The sequence below is a fragment of the Flavobacterium branchiarum genome (assembly GCF_030409845.1).
Taxonomy (GTDB): domain Bacteria; phylum Bacteroidota; class Bacteroidia; order Flavobacteriales; family Flavobacteriaceae; genus Flavobacterium; species Flavobacterium branchiarum.
Genome location: NZ_JAUFQQ010000005.1, coordinates 443,478 through 466,758, shown reverse-complemented (window position 1 = coordinate 466,758; position 23,281 = coordinate 443,478). Strand labels below are relative to the sequence as shown.

Annotated in this window: 20 protein-coding genes; 9 read left to right on the top strand and 11 right to left on the bottom strand. The window is 33.0% G+C overall.

What is annotated here, in order from left to right; translation table 11 throughout:
- Positions 1-118 precede the first annotated feature (118 nt).
- Complete coding sequence (locus QWY99_RS14010; RefSeq protein ID WP_290266121.1) at positions 119-526, top strand: DUF1573 domain-containing protein; 408 nt, start codon at positions 119-121, stop codon at positions 524-526.
- 93 nt (positions 527-619) lie between these two features.
- Here the strand turns inward: QWY99_RS14010 and QWY99_RS14005 are convergent, their stop codons facing one another.
- Positions 620-1,126, bottom strand: a complete 507-nt coding sequence (locus QWY99_RS14005; RefSeq protein WP_290266120.1) for a C40 family peptidase — start codon at positions 1,124-1,126, stop codon at positions 620-622.
- Positions 1,127-1,270: 144 nt separating this feature from the next.
- Here QWY99_RS14005 and QWY99_RS14000 point away from each other — a divergent pair, with 144 nt between their 5' ends.
- The 3 genes from QWY99_RS14000 to QWY99_RS13990 all read left to right on the top strand — a co-directional run bounded on the left by QWY99_RS14000 (position 1,271) and on the right by QWY99_RS13990 (position 4,538).
- Positions 1,271-2,599 (top strand): sialate O-acetylesterase, encoded by a 1,329-nt coding sequence (locus QWY99_RS14000; protein WP_290266119.1) that lies wholly within the window; start codon positions 1,271-1,273, stop codon positions 2,597-2,599.
- 216 nt (positions 2,600-2,815) lie between these two features.
- A complete protein-coding gene (locus tag QWY99_RS13995) occupies positions 2,816-3,394 on the top strand; it encodes an HdeD family acid-resistance protein (protein WP_290266118.1) in 579 nt (192 codons plus the stop codon).
- Positions 3,395-3,581: 187 nt separating this feature from the next.
- Positions 3,582-4,538: an aldo/keto reductase gene (locus QWY99_RS13990; protein ID WP_290266117.1), complete on the top strand. Its 957-nt coding sequence runs from the start codon at positions 3,582-3,584 to the stop codon at positions 4,536-4,538.
- Between the two features lie 121 nt (positions 4,539-4,659).
- On the opposite strand, the gene pepT is transcribed toward QWY99_RS13990, so the two are convergent.
- The gene (pepT, locus tag QWY99_RS13985) at positions 4,660-5,937 is read right to left on the bottom strand and encodes a peptidase T (RefSeq protein WP_290266116.1); all 1,278 of its coding nucleotides are present in this window, start codon (positions 5,935-5,937) and stop codon (positions 4,660-4,662) included.
- A gap of 256 nt (positions 5,938-6,193) precedes the next feature.
- On the opposite strand from pepT, the gene QWY99_RS13980 reads away from it, so the two are divergent.
- Complete coding sequence (locus tag QWY99_RS13980) at positions 6,194-7,213, top strand: quinone-dependent dihydroorotate dehydrogenase (protein ID WP_290266115.1); 1,020 nt, start codon at positions 6,194-6,196, stop codon at positions 7,211-7,213.
- Here the strand turns inward: QWY99_RS13980 and QWY99_RS13975 are convergent.
- The gene (locus QWY99_RS13975; protein ID WP_290266114.1) at positions 7,199-7,912 is read right to left on the bottom strand and encodes a DUF3307 domain-containing protein; all 714 of its coding nucleotides are present in this window, start codon (positions 7,910-7,912) and stop codon (positions 7,199-7,201) included. The two genes, QWY99_RS13980 and QWY99_RS13975, sit on opposite strands and share 15 nt — an antisense overlap.
- Entirely contained in the window at positions 7,909-8,520 is a 612-nt protein-coding gene (locus QWY99_RS13970) for an RNA polymerase sigma factor sigma-70 region 4 domain-containing protein (RefSeq protein WP_290266113.1), read from the bottom strand. Before QWY99_RS13970 ends, QWY99_RS13975 begins: the two co-directional genes overlap by 4 nt.
- A gap of 255 nt (positions 8,521-8,775) precedes the next feature.
- Between QWY99_RS13970 and QWY99_RS13965 the strand changes: the two genes are divergently transcribed.
- From QWY99_RS13965 to guaB, 4 genes are all read left to right on the top strand, one after another.
- Positions 8,776-9,642, top strand: a complete 867-nt coding sequence (locus QWY99_RS13965) for a hydroxymethylglutaryl-CoA lyase-like TIM-barrel protein (RefSeq protein ID WP_290266112.1) — start codon at positions 8,776-8,778, stop codon at positions 9,640-9,642.
- 85 nt (positions 9,643-9,727) lie between these two features.
- A complete protein-coding gene (locus QWY99_RS13960; RefSeq protein WP_290266111.1) occupies positions 9,728-10,279 on the top strand; it encodes a hypothetical protein in 552 nt (183 codons plus the stop codon).
- Positions 10,276-11,676 carry a DUF5723 family protein gene (locus QWY99_RS13955; protein ID WP_290266110.1) on the top strand — a complete coding sequence of 467 codons (1,401 nt, stop codon included), beginning with the start codon at positions 10,276-10,278 and terminating at the stop codon, positions 11,674-11,676. Before QWY99_RS13960 ends, QWY99_RS13955 begins: the two co-directional genes overlap by 4 nt.
- A 246-nt stretch (positions 11,677-11,922) precedes the next feature.
- Positions 11,923-13,395 (top strand): IMP dehydrogenase, encoded by a 1,473-nt coding sequence (gene guaB, locus QWY99_RS13950; RefSeq protein ID WP_290266109.1) that lies wholly within the window; start codon positions 11,923-11,925, stop codon positions 13,393-13,395.
- A 132-nt stretch (positions 13,396-13,527) separates the two neighbouring features.
- On the opposite strand, the gene QWY99_RS13945 is transcribed toward guaB, so the two are convergent.
- The 7 genes from QWY99_RS13945 to QWY99_RS13915 form a co-directional block, all read right to left on the bottom strand.
- Complete coding sequence (locus QWY99_RS13945) at positions 13,528-15,033, bottom strand: S41 family peptidase (RefSeq protein WP_290266107.1); 1,506 nt, start codon at positions 15,031-15,033, stop codon at positions 13,528-13,530.
- A gap of 41 nt (positions 15,034-15,074) precedes the next feature.
- Positions 15,075-15,656 carry a GDP-mannose pyrophosphatase NudK gene (gene nudK / locus QWY99_RS13940; protein ID WP_290266106.1) on the bottom strand — a complete coding sequence of 194 codons (582 nt, stop codon included), beginning with the start codon at positions 15,654-15,656 and terminating at the stop codon, positions 15,075-15,077.
- A gap of 55 nt (positions 15,657-15,711) precedes the next feature.
- Positions 15,712-16,983 carry an adenylosuccinate synthase gene (locus QWY99_RS13935; protein WP_290266105.1) on the bottom strand — a complete coding sequence of 424 codons (1,272 nt, stop codon included), beginning with the start codon at positions 16,981-16,983 and terminating at the stop codon, positions 15,712-15,714.
- Between the two features lie 106 nt (positions 16,984-17,089).
- Positions 17,090-17,545: a Fur family transcriptional regulator gene (locus QWY99_RS13930; RefSeq protein ID WP_035618963.1), complete on the bottom strand. Its 456-nt coding sequence runs from the start codon at positions 17,543-17,545 to the stop codon at positions 17,090-17,092.
- Positions 17,546-17,636: 91 nt separating this feature from the next.
- Complete coding sequence (locus QWY99_RS13925) at positions 17,637-19,862, bottom strand: RelA/SpoT family protein (protein WP_290266101.1); 2,226 nt, start codon at positions 19,860-19,862, stop codon at positions 17,637-17,639.
- A 979-nt stretch (positions 19,863-20,841) separates the two neighbouring features.
- Positions 20,842-22,383, bottom strand: a complete 1,542-nt coding sequence (locus tag QWY99_RS13920) for a serine hydrolase (protein WP_290266100.1) — start codon at positions 22,381-22,383, stop codon at positions 20,842-20,844.
- 52 nt (positions 22,384-22,435) lie between these two features.
- Positions 22,436-23,233 (bottom strand): TrmH family RNA methyltransferase, encoded by a 798-nt coding sequence (locus tag QWY99_RS13915; RefSeq protein ID WP_290266099.1) that lies wholly within the window; start codon positions 23,231-23,233, stop codon positions 22,436-22,438.
- Positions 23,234-23,281 lie beyond the last annotated feature (48 nt).

The window sequence follows — 23,281 nt, the reverse complement described above, 5'->3', positions numbered from 1 at the left end:
GCGATTAACAAGTCGTTAACAAACATTTGAAAGCGGTTAACAGCGTTTCGTTTTTAGTCTATTTAAATTTGTAATGTTCAAAATAACAAACCAAATAATCATTTTAAAATTTAAGCTTATGAAAATTATCAGACCATTATTATTAGTATTGACTTTAGGTTTAATGTCTTTCTCAGCGATTGCTCCAGTAGAAACAATAGTAGCAAAAGCTTCTGCATTCGCAGGATCAATTACATGGAAAGCAGAAACTATCGATGTTGGGCAAATACCACTGAATGTACCAAAAGAAATTGATTTTGAATTTAAAAACACAGGAAAAACAGCTGTAGTTATTACAAGTGTTCAGGGATCTTGTGGGTGTACTGCAACAAATTATACAAAAGAACCGATTTTACCTGGAAAATCTGCAAAGATTACAGCGACGTATAATGCTGCTAGCAAAGGTGCTTTTTCTAAAACTGTTACTGTAGTAACAAGTGCAGAAGCAACACCAAAAGTACTTACATTAAAAGGAATAGTTTTATAAAAGTAGTTAGTTATAATGTCTAGGCTCCAAGCATGTTAAATTGCTTGGAGTTTTTTTTATGCCTTAACTTATTACAGTAATGAATCATTTTTTTTATTTAGGCAATACATTTATGCATTTATAAAAGCGATTGCTGTAGTGATTTGAGTCTAATGCGCTAATTATTACGCTTTTTATTTTTCCAGATGAAGCATGAATAAATTTTGATTTCATACCATTGGCTTCACAAATTATTCCAAGATGACCTATTCTTTTTTTGTCTTTATATCCATAAAAAACTAAAATATCTCCCACTTTAAAATCTTCAGGTGATTTTGCTTTACCAATGTTTTTGTAAGCGCTTGAGCTTCGGGGTAAGTCAATCTCAAAATATTTAAAAACATAATTAACAAAGCCAGAACAATCAAATCCTTTTTTAGGAGTATTTCCAGCGTATAGATAGGGTGTTCCCAGATATTTTTTAGAGTAGGTAATAATGGAGTCTCTGTCAATTATGGATTGTATTTCTTGAATTTGATTACTTGTGATTTTCTGATCTTTTTTTGTGGTAAATGATGAAAATAATACAAAGGCTGTAAATAGGTAAAAGGTAAACTTCATTTTTGAATAAGGAAATTATTTAATTTATAAAGATAAGCGGTTGTTTTTAATTATCAAAAAATGATATACAATGAATTTTGAAGATTAATAATAAAAGCTACTAAATGATTAAGTTTGCTTTCATTCTAAATGATTTTAAGTGCTATGATGACAACAATTTCTCTTCCTGCTATTTTTGGTGATAATATGGTATTGCAACGCAATTCAGAAGTCATCATTTTGGGTTGGGCAAATCCAGAAGAAAAGATTGCATTAATAGCAAGTTGGGATAACAAGGAATATAAAACTGTTGCTAATAATGAGGGACAATGGGAATTTAAGATTGCAACACCCCAAGCAGGAGGACCTTATACGATTAGTGTAAAAGGAAGAAATGAAATAGTTCTCAAAAATATTCTTATAGGAGAAGTTTGGATTTGTTCAGGACAATCTAATATGGAAATGACTCCAAGCTGGGGAATTGATAATGGCAATGAGGAAGTACAAAAGGCGACAAATTCAAATATTCGGTTTTTTACTGTTCCAAAATTAACTGCATCTACACCGCAAAATAATTTATCAGGAAACTGGGTTAAGTCAACACCAGAAACTATGAAAGATTTTAGTGCTATTGGATACTTCTTTGCTAAACGACTGCAAGAAGAATTGAAGGATGTTCCGATAGGTTTGATCTCTTCGAATATGGGTGGTACTCCTGTTGAGGTTTGGATGCCCGAAGAGGTAGTTACAAATGATGCTATTTTGGCTGAAAGCGCCAAGAGATTTAATGAACAAGAATATGAGCCTAGACTGCCCGGGCGTGCTTATAATGCAATGATTCATCCCATTGTAGGATTTAAAATTGCAGGAACAATTTGGTATCAAGGAGAATCGAATGTAGGGTCTACAACCTACGACAAAACATTAGTAGCTTTAATTGGCTCTTGGAGAAAAGTTTGGAAAGAAGATTTTCCATTTTATTTTGTTCAAATTGCTCCTAATAAAACGGGAAGTAATAACTTTTGGAATGTAATTGTCAGAGACGCACAACGCAGGGTACTCAAAGAAGTTTCTAATACAGGAATGGTGGTAATAAGCGATGTTAGTGATGTGAAAGAAATTCATCCAACAGACAAAATAACAGTTGGTATTCGCTTAGCGAACCTTGCTTTAGCAAATACTTATAAAACCAATATCGATTTGGTAAATAGCCCACTTTATAAGGCAATTAAAATAGAAGGGAATAAAGTAATAGTGTCTTTTGATTATGCAGATGGGTTGTATTTTAAAGATAGAAAGGAAGAGCAATTTGAAATAGCTGGAATTGATGGTGTTTTTTATCCAGCCAGTGCCGAAATTAAAGATAGTGAAGTTTGGTTGGAAAGTAAAAAATGCATTACTCTGGTAAAAGTTCGTTTCGCATGGGGAAATACGGTTCATTCTAATTTATTCAATAAGGCCAATTTACCTGCTTCTTGTTTTATTTCAGAATAAAAGATTAACTATAAGAAGAGAAGATAAATAGTTGATATTACTATAAATTTAATGATGTATTTATGGGTTAAATTTTACAAATTAGATTTTATATTTCTTATCTTTGGTAGACATCGTAATAAAATAGACTAAATAAAGGATTGTTTTATTGTGTGGTATCAATTATAAGGGATGCTGAAAACTTTATAGAGTAAGCGTGATTTGCAAAATACATTTATGGGAAATTCTTTATTTAAAAAGGTAAAAAAAGCAATTGATTATTGGTATATTCCATTTTTAGTGGGATTGCTTTTTATTGGAATCGGAATTTGGTCTTTTATGACGCCTTTAGCGGCTTATTTAAGCCTTGCATTGATTTTTAGTATTTCATTTCTAGGAAGTGGAATTTTTGAAATCATTTTTGCGCTTTCTAACAGAAAAAAAATAGATAACTGGGGTTGGACATTGGCATCTGGGATTTTAGGACTGGTAGTAGGGATATTGCTAATTTCGAATCCATTAATTTCGATTACGATACTTCCATTATACGTAGGGTTTGTAATTTTATTCCGTTCGATCATGGCGATCGTTATGGCTTTTGATTTAAAGAGCTATAGAGTGCCAGATTGGGGGAGTCTTTTAGTATTAGGGATTCTTGGAGTTATATTTTCATTCATATTATTATGGAATCCTGTTTTTGCAGGTCTTTCACTAGTATATTGGACAGCCTTTGCTTTTATTGCAATTGGAGCTTTTTATATTTATTTTTCTTTCAAACTGAAAAAAATACATGATATTTCTGAGAAGTTTGATTAATAAGAAGAAAAGATGATTTTATAAAGATTGTTTTTAGGAAACTAAAAACAAGAAAACGATAAATCGAAAGTATTTCAATTAGTGTAAATTAATTGTGTAATACTTTCGATTTCTTATTTTTACAGAAATAGAATTTATATGTTGATTACCGTTAAGTTCTTTAATTTTCAATCTTTAAATTAATAAAATGAAATATAATAGATGCGGGAAAAGTGGTTTGTTATTACCACAAATTTCTTTGGGACTATGGCATAATTTCGGGTCAGTAGATAATTTTGAGAATGGTGAGCGTATCATTAAAGGAGCCTTTGATAAAGGAATAACTCACTTTGATTTAGCCAATAATTATGGACCAGTTCCAGGATCGGCTGAAGAGAATTTCGGAAAAATTCTTTGGCATAATTTTCAAGGAAATTTGCGCGATCAAATTGTAGTTTCTACCAAGGCAGGTTACACCATGTGGGATGGACCGTATGGCGATTGGGGATCTAGAAAATACTTGTTGTCAAGTTTAGATCAGAGTTTAAAACGCATGAAATTAGATTATGTAGATATCTTTTATTCTCATCGTTTTGATCCCGAAACGCCACTAGAAGAAACCATGATGGCATTAGATTACGCAGTAAGAAGCGGAAAAGCATTATACGCAGGAATATCCAATTATAATGCAGCACAAACCAGAGAAGCAACTGCAATTTTAAAAGAATTAGGAACGCCTTGTTTAATTCATCAGGTTAAATATTCGATGTTTGTTCGTGAGCCAGAAGCGGGTTTACTGGATGTTCTTGAAGAAAAAGGAGTAGGTTGTATTGCGTTCTCACCTTTAGCACAAGGGCTATTAACAGATAAATACCTAAAAGGAATTCCGGAGAATTCAAGAGCTTCAAATCCGAACGGACATTTACAGCTCGAAGAAGTATCGGAACAAAAAGTACAAAAGATAATTGCCTTGAATGATATTGCTCAAAATAGAAATCAATCTTTAGCACAAATGGCATTGGCTTGGTTATTAAAAGACAAGCGTATTACATCTGTTTTAATTGGTGCGAGTTCAGTAGGACAGTTAAATAATAATATCGATAGTTTGCAAAATCTTGATTTTTCTCAAGAAGAACTAAAAGCAATTGAAACTATTTTAGGATAAAATATATTGCAGCATTTGCAACATTGCATCTCTATAAAATGAATTAAACGAAAAACCCACCTGCAAAAAGAAATGCAGGTGGGTTTAGTTTTAAGTGTCTTTTGACTAAATAGTCAGTGTCTTATTTCTTTTTTGTTGGCTTTACAGGAACATCAAAAATACCAGGAATTGCAGTCATTTCGGCAATTTTAACGATAACATCAGTTGCTTTTTGCATGCTTTCTACAGGAACATATTCGTATTTACCATGAAAGTTATGACCACCAGCAAAAATATTAGGGCAAGGCAATCCTTTGTATGATAATTGAGAACCATCCGTTCCACCTCTAATTGGTTTTATTAATGGTTTTATGTTCAATTCTTTCATTGCTTTCTCAGCAATATCAACAATATGTTTTACAGGTAAAACCTTTTCTTTCATATTGTAGTATTGGTCATTTATTTCGGTAATTACGATCGGTTCACCGAATTTCTTAGCAAACTTATGATTGATTTTTTTAGTAATTCTCTCAATCAATTTTTTACGTCTTTCGAATTTTTTTGCACTATGATCTCTAATGATAAGTTCAAGAACAGTTTCTTCGATAGTTCCACTTATATGGTGTACGTGAAAAAAACCTTGGTAACCTTTAGTTTCTTGAGGAGTTTCACCTTTAGGTAATTCGTTGATAAATTCATTAGCAATAAGTAATGAATTAATCATTTTTCCTTTGGCGTAACCAGGATGTACGCTTTTACCTTTAAAAGTAATTTTAGCACCAGCTGCATTAAAGTTTTCATATTCAAGCTCACCAATCTGACTTCCGTCCATGGTGTAAGCCCATTCAGCACCAAACTTATCTACATCAAAATGATGTGCACCACGACCAATTTCTTCATCGGGAGTAAACCCAACTCTAATTTTACCGTGTTTAATATCTGGATTTTTAATTAGGAATTCCATTGCCGATACAATCTCTGTAATTCCGGCTTTATCATCGGCACCTAATAAAGTAGTTCCGTCTGTTGTAATTAAGGTTTGACCTTTATATTGTAATAAATCTTTAAAGTAACTTGGAGACAAAATAATGTTTTGTTCTGCATTCAGTACAATGTCTTTACCGTCATAATTAGGGATAATTTGAGGTTTTACATTGGCTCCTGTAAAATCTGGAGAAGTATCAAAGTGAGATATAAAACCAATAGTTGGAACTTCATGTTCTACGTTACTTGGTAAAGTCGCCATGATATACGCTTTGTCATCAATAGTGACGTCATGCATACCAATAGTTTTTAATTCTTCTGCTAGTTTATTAGCAAGGTCCCATTGTTTAGCAGTACTAGGAGTAGATTGTGAATTTGGATCAGACTCTGTATCAATTGTTACATAACTAATAAATCGATCTATAATATGTTGCATTTCTTTATTTTTTTAGCAAATATAGGCAATTTTTTCAGCTGTTTTATTTTAGATTAGAAACATCCTGATTGAAACAAAAAAACGGTTTTCTCTTACTATGGAACCTTTTTTTTTGGACTGTTTTTATTTTAGTATTAAAATTACAATTCAAAAACGTTTGGGTACTTAAATTGGTACGCTGTTTTTTTGATTAAATAGGGTGCGTTTTAGTATATTATAATTAAATTTGCTGCCACAAAAAAACACCAACACACTTATGTATAAATTGCTTATTCGTCCGATACTTTTTAGGTTTGATCCAGAAGAAGTTCATTATTTTACTTTTTCATTCGTTAGATTTATTTCAAAAATACCAGGAGTTTCATCGATTATAAAAGCGATTTACAAAGAAAATGACCCTCGTTTAGAGCGAGAAGTTTTCGGGATAAAATTTAGTAATCCAGTTGGACTAGCAGCAGGATTTGATAAAGATGCTAAATTATACAAAGAGCTTTCTGATTTTGGTTTCGGATTTATAGAAATAGGTACCGTAACCCCAGTTGGGCAAGAAGGAAATCCTAAAAAGAGATTGTTTCGTTTAAAAGAAGATCAGGCAATTATTAATCGAATGGGATTTAATAATGGCGGTGTCATCGAAGCAGTAGAGCGATTAAAACAAAAGAAAGGAGTTTTAATTGGAGGAAATATTGGTAAAAATAAAGTAACTCCAAATGAAAATGCAGTCGATGATTACATTATATGTTTTGATGCATTATTTAATCATGTTGATTATTTTGTAGTCAATGTAAGTTCGCCAAATACACCAAATTTGAGAGCTTTACAAGACAAAGAGCCTTTGACACAATTGTTACAAACATTGCAAGATAGAAATGTAACACATGCAAAACCAAAGCCGATTTTATTGAAAATTGCTCCAGACTTAACAGATGAGCAGTTATTAGATATTATAGATATTATTAAAACAACACAAATTGCTGGTGTAATTGCAACCAATACAACAATCTCAAGAGACGGACTACAGTCTGAAAATAAAGAAGAAGCAGGTGGTTTGTCGGGTAAGCCATTAACTAAAAGATCTACCGAAGTAATTCGTTTCCTTTCTGAAAAAAGCAATAAAGCATTTCCTATTATTGGAGTAGGCGGAATTCATACTGCTCAAGATGCTATCGAAAAACTAAATGCAGGAGCAAGCTTAGTTCAATTATATACAGGATTTATCTACGAAGGGCCGGCTTTGATAAAAGCGATCAATAAAGAAATTTTAAAAGGATTGTAATAGCATTACTTGGACAATCAAGCCAGTAAGTAATGCAACGCCAAAGCTTAATAGCGTTCCTATAAGAACGTATTCAGTTAGTTTACGGTCTTTGGCTTCTTTTAAATCACCAAATCTAAAGATAGATTTTGCTGCCAATAGAAAACCTATGGCTTCAAAATGCCCTGTGATAATAAAACAAAATACAAATAAACGCTCTAGTATGCCAATGTAATTTCCTGCATTGGCAAGAGAATTATCAGTACCGTTGTTGTTTTCGGGTGTCCAAATCGAGATGAGGTTTTTGATACAAATAGAAGTTGGTTTGGTTAAAAGTAAAACGCCAGTTAGGATAATCCAGAATTGGTTGTTAAAGCCAAGTAAATCTATTTTTTGCTGATTGTATAATAGAGCAATTGCAATTAAAACTATAAAATGAGCTATTTGGTCGCCAATGAACCACGCTCTTTTGGTAGAAGTTTTTTGGAAATGAAGCTTCAAAAAGTCTATAAATCCATGAATAATTGCCAGTAAAAGGGCGTACCATCCAAAAGATAAGTCACCAACCAAGATCCAAGTTAAAATACCGTGTAAACCTGCGTGGATATATAAATAAACACTTTTTTGTTTCTTGATTTCTTTATCGATAACCCAAGAATTAGGTTGAAAAATGAAGTCGCCAAGTAAGTGGGCTAAAAATAATTTTACAAATAGTATCATAAGGGCAATTCTTTAATTTGTGATCTAAAATAACGGTCTAAATCCATCATTAAATCAAATTGTGCTCGTTTTTGTCTACGACTTACAGCGGCTTGGTTAATGCCTAGTTTTAAACCTATTTCTTCCTGTGATAATGTCGGATTCTGTATTGCAATTACTATAAATTCAGCTGCCGGAACTAGCCAGTTATCCATAAAAGTCAGGCTTAAGCGTAGCATTAAGTTAAGCTTTGTGTCAAATTCAGCATTTCCGGATTTTAAGGCCAAAGTTGTTTTTTGCTTTTTTAATGTTTCAAAAAGTTCCCCAGAATATATAAAAGCAGTTCCATTACTTTCAGATATTTTCTTTGCTTTATGAGTTTTATCTCCAAAGCCAATACTCATTCTGGCATCAAGTTTTAGTGTTCTTAAATATGCTTTTATTAATAATGATGATAATAAAGCATCTTCAGGATTTTTGATTTCAATCTGAAATTCATCTCCACGATAAATTTCCCACTCACTTGGATTCTTACCAAAATGACTAAATAGTTTTTTTAAACCATCAATCCAATCTTTGGGTTTTAGCTGTCTAGAGCCGATAATATCTCCTGTGATTATACTTATCATATCCAAATATAATTAAAAATTAAATACCATTTTTGTTTCGAATCTTCTTCATTCTATACATTTATTCTTTAATTATATGAAGTTTAAATTCACATTATCAGTGTATAAACATTACAAAGATAAGGAATAATACTCATTATTACGCTTTAGTGTAATATTAGTTGTTATTACGTTTTTGTGTAATAAAATAAACAAAGCGATATTTTTTATTTAAATAAAAAAGACTGTAACTTAGCATTCAGAAACAGAATCGCTTTGAGTAAAGAAATTAAGATTATAGAATGTCCCCGTGATGCTATGCAAGGCATTAAAACGCTTATTCCAACTAAGAATAAGGTTTCATATATCCAGTCTTTATTACGAGTAGGATTTGATACGATTGACTTTGGGAGTTTTGTCTCTCCAAAAGCAATACCTCAAATGCAGGATACTGCAGCTGTTTTGGCACAATTAGATTTGTCGCAAACAACCAGTAAATTGCTAGCGATTATAGCAAATACGCAAGGAGCAGAAATAGCTTCAGAACATAAAGAGATTCATTATTTAGGTTTTCCATTTTCGATTTCTGAGAATTTTCAAATGCGAAATACGCATAAAACAATAGCTGAATCGATAATAACACTTCAGGAGATATTAGAAATAGCAGACAAAAATAATAAAGAGGTTATAACGTATCTTTCGATGGGATTTGGAAATCCATATGGAGATCCTTGGAATGTAGATATAGTAGGAGAGTGGACAGAGAAGCTTTCTAAAATGGGAGTAAAAACGCTCTCGCTTTCTGATACTGTAGGAAGTTCAACGCCAGATATTATTACGTATTTATTTTCGAATCTAATTGCACAATATCCTCAAATTGAGTTTGGTGCACACTTACATACTACACCGAGTACTTGGTTTGAAAAAATTGATGCTGCTTTTCATGCAGGCTGTCATCGTTTTGATGGTGCAATTCAAGGTTTTGGAGGGTGCCCAATGGCAACTGACAAGCTAACGGGGAATATGCCAACAGAAAAAATGGTATCTTATTTTACAGCACAAAAACAAAATACCAATATAAGAGCAATGAGTTTTGAAAGTGCTTATAATGAAGCTTCAAAATTGTTTGGTGCTTATCACTAAACAAGCATTGATTTATTTTTAAATAGTAGTAAGTAAGAATTTAAATTCGTTGTTAGTCTTGTATTAAACTAAAAATAATTTTGCGATGAAACCGTATCCCCATAATATGTTTCTTAGGTTAATAATCGTTGCGATATTGTTTTGTTCGTGCGCGAGTGATTTAGATTTTGATCAAACTAAAGATCTTACCTTAAAGCCAGTTGTTGTTGCTAATCTAACTTATTTTGATGTTAAAGCAAATGCATTTGTTGATAACGGAACAGAGCAAGATATCTTTTTTGATGCAAAAGATTTTGATGTATTTAGAGATAATTATTTTAGAGATAACTTAAAGAAAGCCGAGTTCAATTTTGACATTGAAAATACAATATCGCGAGCTTACATTATTAGTTTTGATTTTTTAGACGAAAAAAATCAGGTTGTACATGATACAGAAATAAATGTTCCTGCGTATGCAAACATGCCAAATAACGTAAAACATACCGATGTCTTCGAAAATGCAACGCTAGATTTATTAAAAAAATCAGTCAAGCTAGAAATAAGAATCACCATGCTTGCAGGAGCGCCATTAACGGCAAATAGTTCAGGAAATTTAAAATTACGTTCGGGAGCAACCCTTTACTTTGAAATCAAATGAGAAAAATTTATCTGATTTTACTTTTAGCGGTTAGTGTTTCTGGATTAGCACAGAATAAGCAGGTTTTATATAACTTTGCGACTGTTCCACAATCATTACTTGTAAACCCAGGTACCGATATTTCTTATCAGTATTATTTTGGAGTGCCTTTATTATCGGGTATCTCAGTAAATGTTGGTTCAAGTGGTTTCTCTGCATATGATTTGTTTGCAAATAACGGAGTCGATTTTAATACTAAATTGAGAAACGCTGTAAATAAAGCGTCCAAAAACGATATTGTTTCAGTTAACGAACAAATTGAATTGTTCTCAGGAGGATTTAAGCTTGGTGGACTTGAAAACAAAGGATATATTTCATTTGGAATATATCAAGAAGCCGATTTCTTTATGTATGCACCCAAAGATTTAGCGCTATTAGCATTAGATGGAAATCAAAATTATATAGGAAAAAGATTTGATTTGAGTCAGTTAAGGGTCAAGGGCGAAGTGCTTTCAGTCTTTCATGTAGGGTATCATAAAAAAATAAACAATAAGCTCGTTTTAGGAGGAAGAGCTAAATTATATTCTAGCGGATTGAATGCAAATTCAACCAAGAACTCAGGATACATTTATACCGGAATGTCAAATACGACAATGTATAATCAGATAATATCTTCTAATTTAGAGATGAAAACTTCTGGAATTGCAGAATATCTCGAAGATGATTATAATGGAAGTATTGCCTCAGATATTGCGCATAAAACTTTTTTAGGTGGGAATTACGGAATCGGTTTTGATGCAGGGATAACCTATTATCCGAAAAAAAATATTCAGTTTACAGCAAGTATTATCGATGTTGGATTTATTCGTCATAGTAAAGAAGTAGAAAATTTCACTTATAAAGGATATTACCAATACGAGGGAGTAAATCCTAATTTTACCAATCCAAGTAAGCCAGAAAATGTATTTGATGAATTTGAAGCTGCAATCCCGCGAGACACATTGTATAATAAATACACCACTTGGCGCCCGGTTAAATTTAATTCATCAATTCAGTATTCTTTTGGTGAGGCTAGATCAGATGAAGAATGTAATTGTAAACCACATGGTGAAACAGAATATCTCAATGGGGTTGGTGCTCAGTTGTTTGCAATGTCTACGCCAAAAACACCACTGGTAGCGTTAACGGCGTTTTATAGACGTACACTTTTTCAAAATCTACAAGTCAAAGCAACTTATACAATCGATTCTTATTCTTCAAAAAATATCGGATTTGGATTTTCAACCACTTTGGGCAAGTTTAATATGTATGCCATGATCGATAATATTCTCGAGTATAGAGATATTACAAAAGCCAACAGTGCAACGTTTCAATTTGGTTTGAATTTTATTTTCAAAGAAAAATCTGAATACTATTAAGTTATTTTTTATCAGGAGCTAATCCAGCTATTCACTAAATCTTTATTGCATGATCCTTCCTCTGTCAGGATAACACAATAAAGGATTTACGTTGCTATCTGGGCTAGTGGGCAAGTGGATTTAAGATCGTTCTTAATTGAAAATAAGTGTTGTGATTTATAGTTATAAAAAAATTATGAATACTATAACGTGTATGTTTTCAATTTATTTACTATATTTGCACGCAATTCAACTAGAAATTGCACCATGAAAGCACACAACTCCAAGATTATCGGCGAAGGTTTAACTTACGACGATGTATTATTAGTACCTAACTACTCTAATGTGCTTCCTCGCGAAGTAAGTATCAAATCAAAATTTTCTCGAAATATTACACTTAACGTTCCAATTGTATCTGCAGCTATGGATACTGTTACCGAAAGTGCAATGGCAATTGCTATGGCACAAGAAGGAGGAATAGGTGTTTTACATAAAAACATGACTATCGAGCAACAAGCTGGAAAAGTACGTAAAGTAAAGCGTGCAGAGTCAGGAATGATTATCGATCCAGTTACTTTACCATTAAGCTCTACAATTGCAGATGCAAAAATGGCTATGAAAGAATTCGGAATTGGTGGAATTCCAATTGTTGACGAAAACAGAATCCTAAAAGGAATTGTTACCAATCGTGATTTACGTTTCGAAAAAAATGGAGCAAGACCAATTGTTGAGGTTATGACAAAAGAAAATTTGGTAACCGTAGCCGAAGGAACTTCATTAGAACAAGCCGAAGTAGTTTTACAAGGACACAAAATAGAAAAATTACCAGTTGTTAATGCTAACTATGAACTAGTTGGATTAATCACTTTTAGAGATATCACAAAACTTACACAAAAACCAATTGCTAATAAAGATGTTTACGGACGTTTGCGCGTTGCGGCTGCAATTGGAGTAACTGGTGATGCAGTACAAAGAGCCGAAGCACTTGTGAACGCAGGTGTTGATGCAATTATTATCGACACAGCACACGGACATACAGAAGGTGTTGTAAATGTATTAAAAGAAGTAAAAAGTAAATTCCCAGGAATCGATGTTATCGTAGGTAATATTGCAACTCCAGAAGCAGCTAAATATTTAGTAGAAAATGGTGCCGATGGAGTAAAAGTTGGTATTGGACCAGGTTCAATCTGTACAACTCGTATTGTTGCAGGAGTTGGTTTTCCTCAATTCTCAGCAGTTTTAGAAGTTGCTGCAGCAATAAAAGGAACTGGTGTACCAGTAATTGCTGATGGTGGAATACGTTATACAGGAGATATTCCTAAGGCTATTGCCGCAGGAGCTGACTGTGTTATGTTAGGATCATTATTAGCAGGAACAAAAGAATCTCCAGGTGAAACTATTATCTTTGAAGGAAGAAAATTCAAATCTTACCGCGGAATGGGTTCGGTAGAAGCTATGGAAGGTGGGTCTAAAGATCGTTATTTTCAAGATGTTGAAGATGATGTTAAGAAATTAGTTCCAGAAGGAATTGTAGGTCGTGTTCCTTACAAAGGAGAGTTAAACGAAAGTATGCTGCAATTCATTGGTGGGCTTCGTGCGGGAATGGGATACTGTGGTTCAAAAGATATTCCTACTTTACAAGAGTCAGGACGTTTTGTTAGAATAACTTCTAGCGGAATTACAGAGAGTCACCCTCATAATGTAACAATTACAAAAGAAGCTCCAAATTATTCAAGATAATAACTTAGAGTTTATATATAGCAGAAAAGGCGTAAGATTTGATTCTTACGCCTTTTTTGTTATTTCTTCGTGAGTAGTATTGTATAATATATTTGATTGATTAGGATTCGTTTATTTTTTTGTATCTCTTTTTTATTCCGTTTTATTTTGCTCAATAAGTTTTAATGTATAAATAAATTGAGTGTCTTTATTTTGCATGAAATCATCAAAAGTCTGTTTAATTTCATAATCAGGAATTATACCTCTTCCAAAAATCTGATTGTTTTTTTTAGGAACATCCTGTTCTAGATTTACAATAGAAAATTTGGTTTTTAATTTAGAATTTGGCAATTCGTACTCAATAGGAGTGTGGCCATTGTGTCCAAAATACCCGCCCATAGTTTCTTCGCCAATAATGATAGCATTTGTTTTTCCTGCTACTAATGAAGCAAATAAAGAGCCTGCAGAGGCTATTCTTGGGCTTATAAGTAAATAGATTTGTCCCTTAAAGCTTTTTTGATTTGGTTGTAATATAGGGTTAAATTTTTTATCTTGAGAATATACTCTATTTTTCAGTTTAGGAAATTCTTCTTTTAATTCTGTTTCGAGATCATTTTTTTCTTCCATTCGTTCTTTATATCCAGTTTCCTCGTAAACAAAATAATTTGGTAATGGAATTTTTTGAAAATTGATATAAGCCGAGGTGTTTTCTCGATATGGTTTTTGTGTAAGATATGAGAAAGTTAAGATGTCGTTAGGGTCCGTTCCTCCACCATTGTTTCTTACGTCTATAATTAAGTTTTTTATGTCTAAGTGTTTAGAAAGAAATTGGAAGCAACTATCTAGGTATTTTTTATAAACTAAATGTTCTTTGGCTTTAGCATTTTGGCCAATCAAAAAAGTATGTATAGTGAGTAAAGCTGTATTTGGGTTGATTACTTTGAAAGAGTATTTGTCTTTTTTAACTGATTTGAATTGTAGGCTATCAATTGGTAAAGAGTGACGGTTTTTAAAGTTTTCTTTTCTAGCTTCGTTGTTGACACCTGATATAGATTTATTTAATTTTTGCGTTTCATTGGGTTGAGAGTATTCAACTAAAAAATCTTTTTTCATTCCATATTCTAATAGGAGGTACTTAGCAAACGAGGCTGTAATTCCTATTGATTTACCTGTAATGTTATAGCCATCGGTGGTGTAGTATTTGTAAAAATCAGATAGTATCTTATCGCTATTAATTCCGTTAATGCTGAATATTTTAGAGCCTAAAGGAATTTCTGGGTTTTTAATATTGACAATTATTTTGTTTTCGATGAGCTTTATCGGATATGGAAAAAAAACATCTCCTAAAAAATAATTAGATTGAAACTCCTCTGGCAGAGTTGTGTCGTTGTGTGTACTGCCTTCGAAATCAGTGATTTTTAGAATTATTTTATAAAAATCAAGTAGCTCTCTGGGTTCTGTTATTTGTTTAAAAGCCCAAGTATGGATACTGTCAATTTGCTTTTTGGTTCTGTATTTGTAAACTCCAGAATTAGCTTTATCTCTAATTTCTTTAAAAGTGGTTAAATCTTGTTTTAATTCTTTTACCGATAATTTCTCATTTTGAGAAAGAACAAGAAGAGGAAAGAAAAGAAAAAGTATTATTTTAGATTTGAACATTATGTAAAAATTAATTCAAATCTAAAATAATAAAAAATAGCTTACAGTAATCCTTTTATCTTAGCATGTTGCAATAATAAAATGGTTTTAGCGTCTTTTATTTCGCCATTAGCGATCATTGCGTAAGCTTCGTCAAAAGTCATTTCTAATACTTCGATATTTTCATTTTCTATGTCGAGGCCGCCACCTTCGCTTACTTTCATGCTCTCGTCATATTCTCCAGTAAATAAATACAAAATTTCAGTTACAGCCCCTGGAGACATATAGGTTTCGATAACTTTATTTACGTTTTTCAAGCGATATCCAGTTTCTTCTTCGGTTTCTCGGATTATACATTCTTTAGGATTGTCTTTGTCTAATAAGCCGGCGCAAACTTCAATCATCATTCCAGAATCATTTCCGTTAAGGTAAGTAGGCATGCGAAATTGTTTGGTAAGGACAACAGTTTTCTTTTTAGAATTATAAAGTAAAATAGCTGCTCCATTTCCTCGATCGTATACTTCTCGTGATTGGGTATTTGATTCTCCGTTATCATCTAGGTAATCAAAAGTTACTTTGTTTAATGTATACCAATTGTCGGATAATAACTTAGTTTCGGTTATTTTTATTTTTGGGTTACTCATGTGTAGTTCTTTTTTGGAAAAAAAAACGCTCTGAATTTCAGAGCGTTTAATGTTTTTATTTAAGTATCGTTTGTTTTCTGTCTGGACCTACAGAAACAATTTTGATAGGTACTTCAACTTCTTTCTCGATAAATTCGATGTATTCTTTTAATTCAGCTGGTAGCTCGTCATAAGTAGTCATTCCAGTTAAGTCAGCTTGCCATCCTTTGAACTCTTTGTAAACAGGAGTTACATTTTCTGGTTCGATGTTATAAGGGAAGTGAGAAATGTTTTGTCCTTTATAGTTGTATTCAGTACATACTTTTAAAGTTTCAAATCCTGAAAGAACATCCCCTTTCATCATCATTAATTGTGTAACACCATTTACTTGAATAGCATATTTTAATGCAACTAAGTCTAACCATCCGCAACGTCTTTGTCTTCCTGTAACAGAACCAAATTCGTTTCCGATTTTTGCCATAGTAGCTCCAACTTCGTCAAAAAGTTCAGTAGGGAAAGGACCACTACCTACACGAGTTACATATGCTTTGAAAATTCCGTAAACTTCTTTGATTTTGTTTGGTGCAATACCTAAGCCAGTACAAGCTCCAGCTGCAGTAGTGTTAGATGAAGTTACAAATGGATATGTTCCAAAGTCTACATCTAGTAAAGATCCCTGAGCACCTTCACATAAAATAGATTTACCTGCTTTTTGAGCTTGGTGCATGTATTCTTCACTGTCAATGAAATCTAATTTTTTTAATTCTTCGATAGCTTCAAAAAATTCTTTTTCAAGTTCTGCTAAGTTATATTGGATAGCAACATCGTAAAAAGCAATCATTGCTTCATGTTTGTCTGCTAGTGCTCTGTAACGTTCTTTGAAATCTTCTAATTCAATGTCACCCACACGTAAACCGTTTCTACCAGTTTTGTCCATGTAAGTTGGACCAATACCTTTTAATGTAGAACCAATTTTTGCTTTTCCTTTTGAAGCTTCAGAAGCTGCGTCAAGTAAGCGGTGTGTTGGTAAAATTAAATGTGCTTTTCTAGATATAATTAATTTACTTTTGATGTCTAGATTAAATTTTTCTAAACCTTCAATTTCTTTTTGAAAAACAACTGGATCAATTACAACTCCATTACCGATAATGTTAATAGATTTTTCATGAAAAATTCCTGATGGAATTGTTCTTAAAACATGTTTTATTCCGTCGAATTCTAAAGTGTGTCCTGCATTTGGTCCACCTTGAAAACGAGCAATAATGTCATAATTCGAGGTAAGAACGTCTACAATTTTTCCTTTACCTTCATCTCCCCATTGTAATCCTAGTAATAAATCTACGGTCATTCTGTTTTTAATTTTAATTGTCGAGGTGGGTTTTACCACCTGCTCAGATTAATTAGTTATGTCTATTTTGTTTAAATATTTTCGAGACAATTTTTTTATTGATTGTCTATTTTTGTTTTTTGTTTCCGTAAAAATACAATGAATGATTCGTGATTTCGATATCAAATATTTCTTCGATTGTTTTTTTTATGGTCTGGATTCTAGGATCGCAAAATTCGATTACTTCACCTGAATCAGTCATAATGATGTGATCGTGTTGTTTATCAAAATACGATTTCTCGTAATAAGCTTGATTTTGCCCAAATTGGTGTTTACGAACTAAAGCGCAATCTAGTAATAATTCTATCGTATTGTATAGAGTAGCTCTACTCACACGATAGTTTTTATTTTTCATTTTGATATACAAGTTTTCAATATCAAAATGTTCTTCGCTATCATATATTTCCTGAAGTATAGCATAACGCTCAGGAGTTTTACGATGGCCTTTTTGTTCAAGATATAATGTAAAAACATTTTTTACAATTTCTTGATTTTTGTTGTTGTCAGTTGAAATGAGTGTCATATCCTGCAAAGATAATTTATTATTTTAAATGAATAAAAGTTTCCTGTTTAAAGTTTCACTTTCAAATGTTTAATCGTAAAATTTCAGGTACTTACGTTCTGTATTCTCTAGTTACTTTCTCAACACCATCAATTTTTTTGATATTGTTAATCATTTTCTTAAGTATGGAATTGTTTCGAACAATTACTGCGATCTGTCCATGAAAAATTCCTGCATCAGTACTTAATGAAATACTCTGAATGTTTACGTTCATGTTGTTAGAAATTACTTTGGTCAGTTGATTGGTTAAACCTAAAACATCCATACCAGTAATATTTATAACAGCTTTGAATTCCTCTTGTGAAGAGTCAATCCATTTGGCAGTCATAATTCTATAAGCATAGTTTGATTGCATGCCAATAGCATTAGGACAGTCTTTTTTGTGAACTTTTATCCCTTCATTTATTGTTACAAACCCAAAAACTTCATCACCTGGAATTGGGTTGCAACATGGCGACAATTTGTAATCAAGTTTATCGTGTTCTGTTCCAAAAACCAACATATCATAATTACTGCTAATTACAGGTTTATGAATATCTGTATCGGCTGTAGTACTACTGTTGTTGCGTTTTATTTTGTTTTTGAAGAAATTAATAAACGTATTGCTCTTTTGAGCGGCATAGTCTTTTAATTGCTGATTTTCGATTGCGCCAATTCCAACTCTGTAGAATAAGTCTAAACTCGTTTTTAGTTTAAAGAAATTAACCAACTCGTTTATAACTTGTTCGTTAATAGTTATTTTTAAGTGTTTTAGTTTACGAGTAAGTAATTCTTTTCCTTCCTCGGCAATCTTTTTGGTATTTTCGTTTAAAACGTTTTTAATTTTGGTTTTCGCTCGAGATGTGGTTACATAATCCAACCAGTTTATAGTTGGCTTTTGGTTTTGAGAAGTGATTACTTCAACCTGATCTCCACTTTTTAATTCGTAGTTAAGTGGTACTAATCGCCCGTTTACACGTGTTCCTCGAGTTTTTATTCCTATTTCGGAGTGAATGCTAAAAGCAAAATCTAATGAAGTAGCTCCTTTAGGAAGAGATTTTATCTCTCCTTTTGGGGTAAATACAAAGATTTCTTTTGAATATAAATTCATTTTAAAATCTTCTACAAAATCTACTGCATTTGTTTCTGAGTTTTCTAAAGCCTCTCGAAGTAGGTTCAACCAAACATCAAGACCGCTTTCTTCAGTAGCTCCGTTTTTATATTTGTAATGTGCTGCATATCCTTTCTCGGCAATTTCATCCATACGCTCACTACGAACTTGTACTTCGATCCAGCGGCCTTTAGGTCCCATTACAGTTATGTGTAGAGCCTCGTAACCAGTAGATTTTGGTGACGAAATCCAGTCACGTAAACGACTAGGACTCGGTCTGTAATGATCGGTAACGATAGAATATATTTTCCAAGCCAGAAACTTTTCATCATGTGGATTGGATTTGTATACAATTCGAATAGCGAACTTGTCATAAACTTCGTCAAAACTTACGTTTTGAGCACGCATTTTTCTTCGGATTGAATAAATAGATTTCGGTCGCCCTTTTATTATATATTCAACCCCTTCTTCGTCCAAAGATTTTTTTAAGACATCCGAAATATCTTTGATATACGCATCTTGCTCTTCTTTAGTTTCTCGAATCTTACTTACGATGTCGTTGTAGACCTCTGGTTCAGTATATTTTAATCCTAAATCTTCCAGTTTGGTTTTAATGTTATATAATCCTAAGCGGTGAGCAAGAGGAGCATAAATGTATAAAGTTTCAGATGCAATTTTGGTTTGTTTGTATTCAGCCATAGAATCCATTGTTTGCATATTATGCAAACGGTCGGCTAATTTTATTAAAATTACACGAACATCATCATTTAAGGTAAGAATCATTTTGCGGAAATTTTCCGCTTGCATCGATGCATTTAAGTCTCTTTGAACCATCGATATTTTAGTTAATCCCTCAACAAGCTGTGCTACTTTAGGATTAAATAAACGTTCAATATCCTGAACAGTCAAAGGCGTATCTTCAACAACATCATGCAATAAGGCAGCAGCAATTGAGGTGGCTCCCAATCCAATTTCGGAAGCTACAATTTTTGCAACAGCAATAGGGTGGAAGATATAAGCTTCACCTGATTTTCGTCGTTGTTCTTTATGCGCATCAACAGCAACATCAAATGCTTTTCGGATTAGTTTTTTGTCCGTAGGACTTAAAGTTTGGTAACTAATTCGAAGTAATTCTTTGTATTCCTGCGCGATCGCTTTATTCTCTTTTTCGATATCTATCTCTGTCATATGTACACCTGGTTCAATTCCCTAAAAATAAGAATAAGTTTCAATATACACAAGGTTTTTGATAGCTGATTTTTGATTTTTGTATAGAAAAGTTCCCGGTTTTCAGTGGCAGTTTACAGTCTCAGTATTCAGTCTCAGTATTCAGTCTCAGTTTTCGGTCCTAGTTTTCGGTCCTAGTTTTGAGTCTCTGTTTTTAGTATGAAATTTAAGTAAAAAAAACAGTCCCAGTGATCAATTTTAAATTGAATACTGAAACTGAATAATTGAATTAACCTTCGACTACGCTCAGGATGACACAACGACTAAAAACTTTAAACTGAGACTGAAAATTTATGCCGACGACATATAAATTGTGGGCACGTATTGCAAATCGGCGCTCGCGATTGGCGACAAACTGCAAACTGCAAACTGTAAACTGAGACTGCAAACTGAATACTGAGACTGTTCTTCGACTACGCTCAGGATGACGCAACGACTAAAAACTTTAAACTGAGACTGAAAATTTATGCTGACGACATATAAATTGTGGGCACGGATTATAAATACGCGTTCACGATTGGCGACAAACTGAAAATTTATGCTGACTACATATAGATTGTGGGCACGGATTATAAATCCGCGCTCACGATTGGCGACAAAAAACTGAGACTGAAAATTTATGCTGACGACATATAAATTGTGGGTACGGATTACAAATCTGCGTTCACGATTGGCGACAAACTGCAAACTGAGACTGAAAATTTATGCTGAATACATATAAATTGTGGGTACGGATTACAAATCTGCGTTCACGATTGGCGACAAAAAACTGAGACTGAAAATTTATGCTGAATACATATAAATTGTAGGTACGGATTACAAATCTGCGTTCACGATTGGCGACAAACTGCAAACTGAGACCGAAAACTGAGACCGAAAACTGGGACTGCAAACTGAGACCGAAAACTGAATGCCACGACAGAAAACTAAAAAAAAGAAACTACTTTTTAGTAAAATCTAAGTCTTGAAAATCGTAACTAAAATCGGTTAATTCAGAGATTGGTTCCATTTTTAAAGTTATAGCATTTCCATTCGAATCGTATTTAAAGAACAAATGAGCATCGGCATGAAAATACGCATTGTCCCATTTTACTACATAATTTCCATCTTTATAAAAGAATATTTCTCCAACTAATTGAGGAGAACGTTTTGATGCAAAATATACTTTTCCTTTTTTCTCAGTAATAGTTATGTCTCCAAACCAATTGTCTTTGTAGGTTCCAGTAATTTTGCTGAAATCAGTTTTTACTTTGTCTTTTTTGTTTTTTGCAACAACGGCCCAAACTTCATCAGTTACTTTATCTGCAGTTTCTACATTGGCTTTCATACGATTGCTGTATAAAGTAACATAATCTTCAGGTTTAATTCCTAAATAGCTGTCTTTTATAGTATTGGTAATAGCTGTAAATGCTGCGCCAGATTGCTGATTTGTTAGAACAATAATACCTAATTGTATTTCAGGAATTAAAGTTACCTGAGTAACAATTCCTTCTAAACCACCAGTATGACTAACTTGTTTGTTTCCTTTTACATCGCTTAAAAACCATCCTAAACCATAGCCGCTAAAATGAGTATTATATGGAGCTCTTGGTTTTACTGGAATTATGGTTTGTAGTTGCCACATTTCATCATGTTCTTTTTCTGAAAATAATTGTTTTTTTTCAGGGCCATATTTTCCATTATTCATTTGCATTATAGCCCATTTGCTCAAGTCGTTAACACTTGAATAAATTCCAGCAGCTGCATCAAAAAGTTGGTTTTGATATCTCTTAATTACCTTTAGCTTTCCGTCTATAGGAACGTGAGGAACTATAATATTTGTTGAGTCTTTTAAGCGCAAAAATGAAGCGGCGCTATGATTCATTTCTAATGGATTCATGATGCGTTCTTCGATAAAATCGCCCCAGTTTTTTCCGCTTACAACATGAACAATTTCACCAGCAACAATGTATAATAAATTATCATAGTCGTATTTAGTTCTAAACCCCGAAACAGGTTTTAAATATTGTAAATTTTGAGTAATATCTTGTACTGTAAAATCACTTCCATCAGGCCAAATCATTAAATCTCCAGCGCCAAGACCTAATCCGCTACGGTGAGTTAATAAATCACGAATCGTAAATTCTTGTGTTACGTATTCGTTATACATTTTAAAATTTGGAAGATATTTTATCACCTTATCATCCCATTTTATTTTGCCTTCATCAACAAGCATTGCCAAAGCAGTACTTGTAAAAGCCTTACTGTTAGAGGCAATTCCGAATAAGGTATTTGCATCTACTTTCTCTTTTGTTAAAATAGATTTCACCCCATAGCCTTGAGCTTGAACGATCTTTCCATCTTTAATAATTGCAACTGCAATTCCAGGGACATTAAATGTTTTTAAAGTGTTTTCTACTAAGGCATCAACTTCTTTATTGGTGATTTGTGCTGCAACCGAAAAACTCAAAAAAAGTGCTAAAAGCGATAACTTATAATTCATATGTAAATGATATTTATTGTTTAAAACCAAAGCAATTTAATGACTCTTTGGTTTATAATTTATTGAAACCTCGTTGTCTTTTTGCTTCAAAAATTAAAATTGCTGCTGCAACCGAAACATTCATACTGTCTATTTCGCCTTCCATTGGAATGATAATATTTTGAGTTGCGGCATCCCTCCATTCCTGTGTTAATCCCGTGGCTTCAGTACCTACAACTAAAGCAGTTGGAGTAGTAAAGTCTTGTGTGTGATAGGAAGTAGAGTTCTGAAGTGTAGCGCAGTAGAAATCAATTTTATTTTCTTTCAAAAAAGCAATAATTTCGCTTGTTGTACCTGTCGCTATTTGGGTAGTAAATAAGCAACCTACACTTGAGCGAACTATATTTGGATTGTATAAATCACTTTTAGGATTGGCAATTATTACTGCAGTTAAATTGGCTGCATCGGCAGTACGCAATAGTGCTCCAATGTTTCCTGGCTTCTCTGGTGCTTCTGCTACCAGAATTAGTGGATTGTCAGATAGTTTTAAATCTGATAATTGCAATGATTTGGTTTTGGCTATAGCTAAAACACCTTCAGTTGTATCACGATAGGCTAGTTTTTGAAATACTTCTTTGTTAATCTCGATTAGATTAATTTGTTTGCCAGCTAATTGATTGATTTCACTTTCAGTAATTAATTCGGGTAAAAATAAAATTGTTTCTATTTCGTATTCCCCTTTTATTGCTAATGAAATTTCACGTTTCCCTTCAATTAAAAACGTTCCGGTTTGTTTCCGTGCTTTTGCTTTTTCTTGCAATAACACTAATGATTTTATGAATGGGTTTTGTATTGAAGTAATTTGTTTCAAGGGAATAAGGTGCTGAGTTTGTAAGTGGCTAAGGTAATAAGATTTTTT

What these genes read in the sequence shown, in the direction of transcription:
- QWY99_RS14010 (WP_290266121.1), top strand. Translation starts at nt 119, where the DNA reads ATGAAAATTATCAGACCATTATTATTAGTATTGACTTTAGGTTTAATG.
- QWY99_RS14005 (WP_290266120.1), bottom strand. Translation starts at nt 1,126, where the DNA reads ATGAAGTTTACCTTTTACCTATTTACAGCCTTTGTATTATTTTCATCA.
- QWY99_RS14000 (WP_290266119.1), top strand. Translation starts at nt 1,271, where the DNA reads ATGATGACAACAATTTCTCTTCCTGCTATTTTTGGTGATAATATGGTA.
- QWY99_RS13995 (WP_290266118.1), top strand. Translation starts at nt 2,816, where the DNA reads ATGGGAAATTCTTTATTTAAAAAGGTAAAAAAAGCAATTGATTATTGG.
- QWY99_RS13990 (WP_290266117.1), top strand. Translation starts at nt 3,582, where the DNA reads ATGAAATATAATAGATGCGGGAAAAGTGGTTTGTTATTACCACAAATT.
- pepT (WP_290266116.1), bottom strand. Translation starts at nt 5,937, where the DNA reads ATGCAACATATTATAGATCGATTTATTAGTTATGTAACAATTGATACA.
- QWY99_RS13980 (WP_290266115.1), top strand. Translation starts at nt 6,194, where the DNA reads ATGTATAAATTGCTTATTCGTCCGATACTTTTTAGGTTTGATCCAGAA.
- QWY99_RS13975 (WP_290266114.1), bottom strand. Translation starts at nt 7,912, where the DNA reads ATGATACTATTTGTAAAATTATTTTTAGCCCACTTACTTGGCGACTTC.
- QWY99_RS13970 (WP_290266113.1), bottom strand. Translation starts at nt 8,520, where the DNA reads ATGATAAGTATAATCACAGGAGATATTATCGGCTCTAGACAGCTAAAA.
- QWY99_RS13960 (WP_290266111.1), top strand. Translation starts at nt 9,728, where the DNA reads ATGAAACCGTATCCCCATAATATGTTTCTTAGGTTAATAATCGTTGCG.
- QWY99_RS13955 (WP_290266110.1), top strand. Translation starts at nt 10,276, where the DNA reads ATGAGAAAAATTTATCTGATTTTACTTTTAGCGGTTAGTGTTTCTGGA.
- guaB (WP_290266109.1), top strand. Translation starts at nt 11,923, where the DNA reads ATGAAAGCACACAACTCCAAGATTATCGGCGAAGGTTTAACTTACGAC.
- QWY99_RS13945 (WP_290266107.1), bottom strand. Translation starts at nt 15,033, where the DNA reads ATGTTCAAATCTAAAATAATACTTTTTCTTTTCTTTCCTCTTCTTGTT.
- nudK (WP_290266106.1), bottom strand. Translation starts at nt 15,656, where the DNA reads ATGAGTAACCCAAAAATAAAAATAACCGAAACTAAGTTATTATCCGAC.
- QWY99_RS13935 (WP_290266105.1), bottom strand. Translation starts at nt 16,983, where the DNA reads ATGACCGTAGATTTATTACTAGGATTACAATGGGGAGATGAAGGTAAA.
- QWY99_RS13930 (WP_035618963.1), bottom strand. Translation starts at nt 17,545, where the DNA reads ATGACACTCATTTCAACTGACAACAACAAAAATCAAGAAATTGTAAAA.
- QWY99_RS13925 (WP_290266101.1), bottom strand. Translation starts at nt 19,862, where the DNA reads ATGACAGAGATAGATATCGAAAAAGAGAATAAAGCGATCGCGCAGGAA.
- QWY99_RS13920 (WP_290266100.1), bottom strand. Translation starts at nt 22,383, where the DNA reads ATGAATTATAAGTTATCGCTTTTAGCACTTTTTTTGAGTTTTTCGGTT.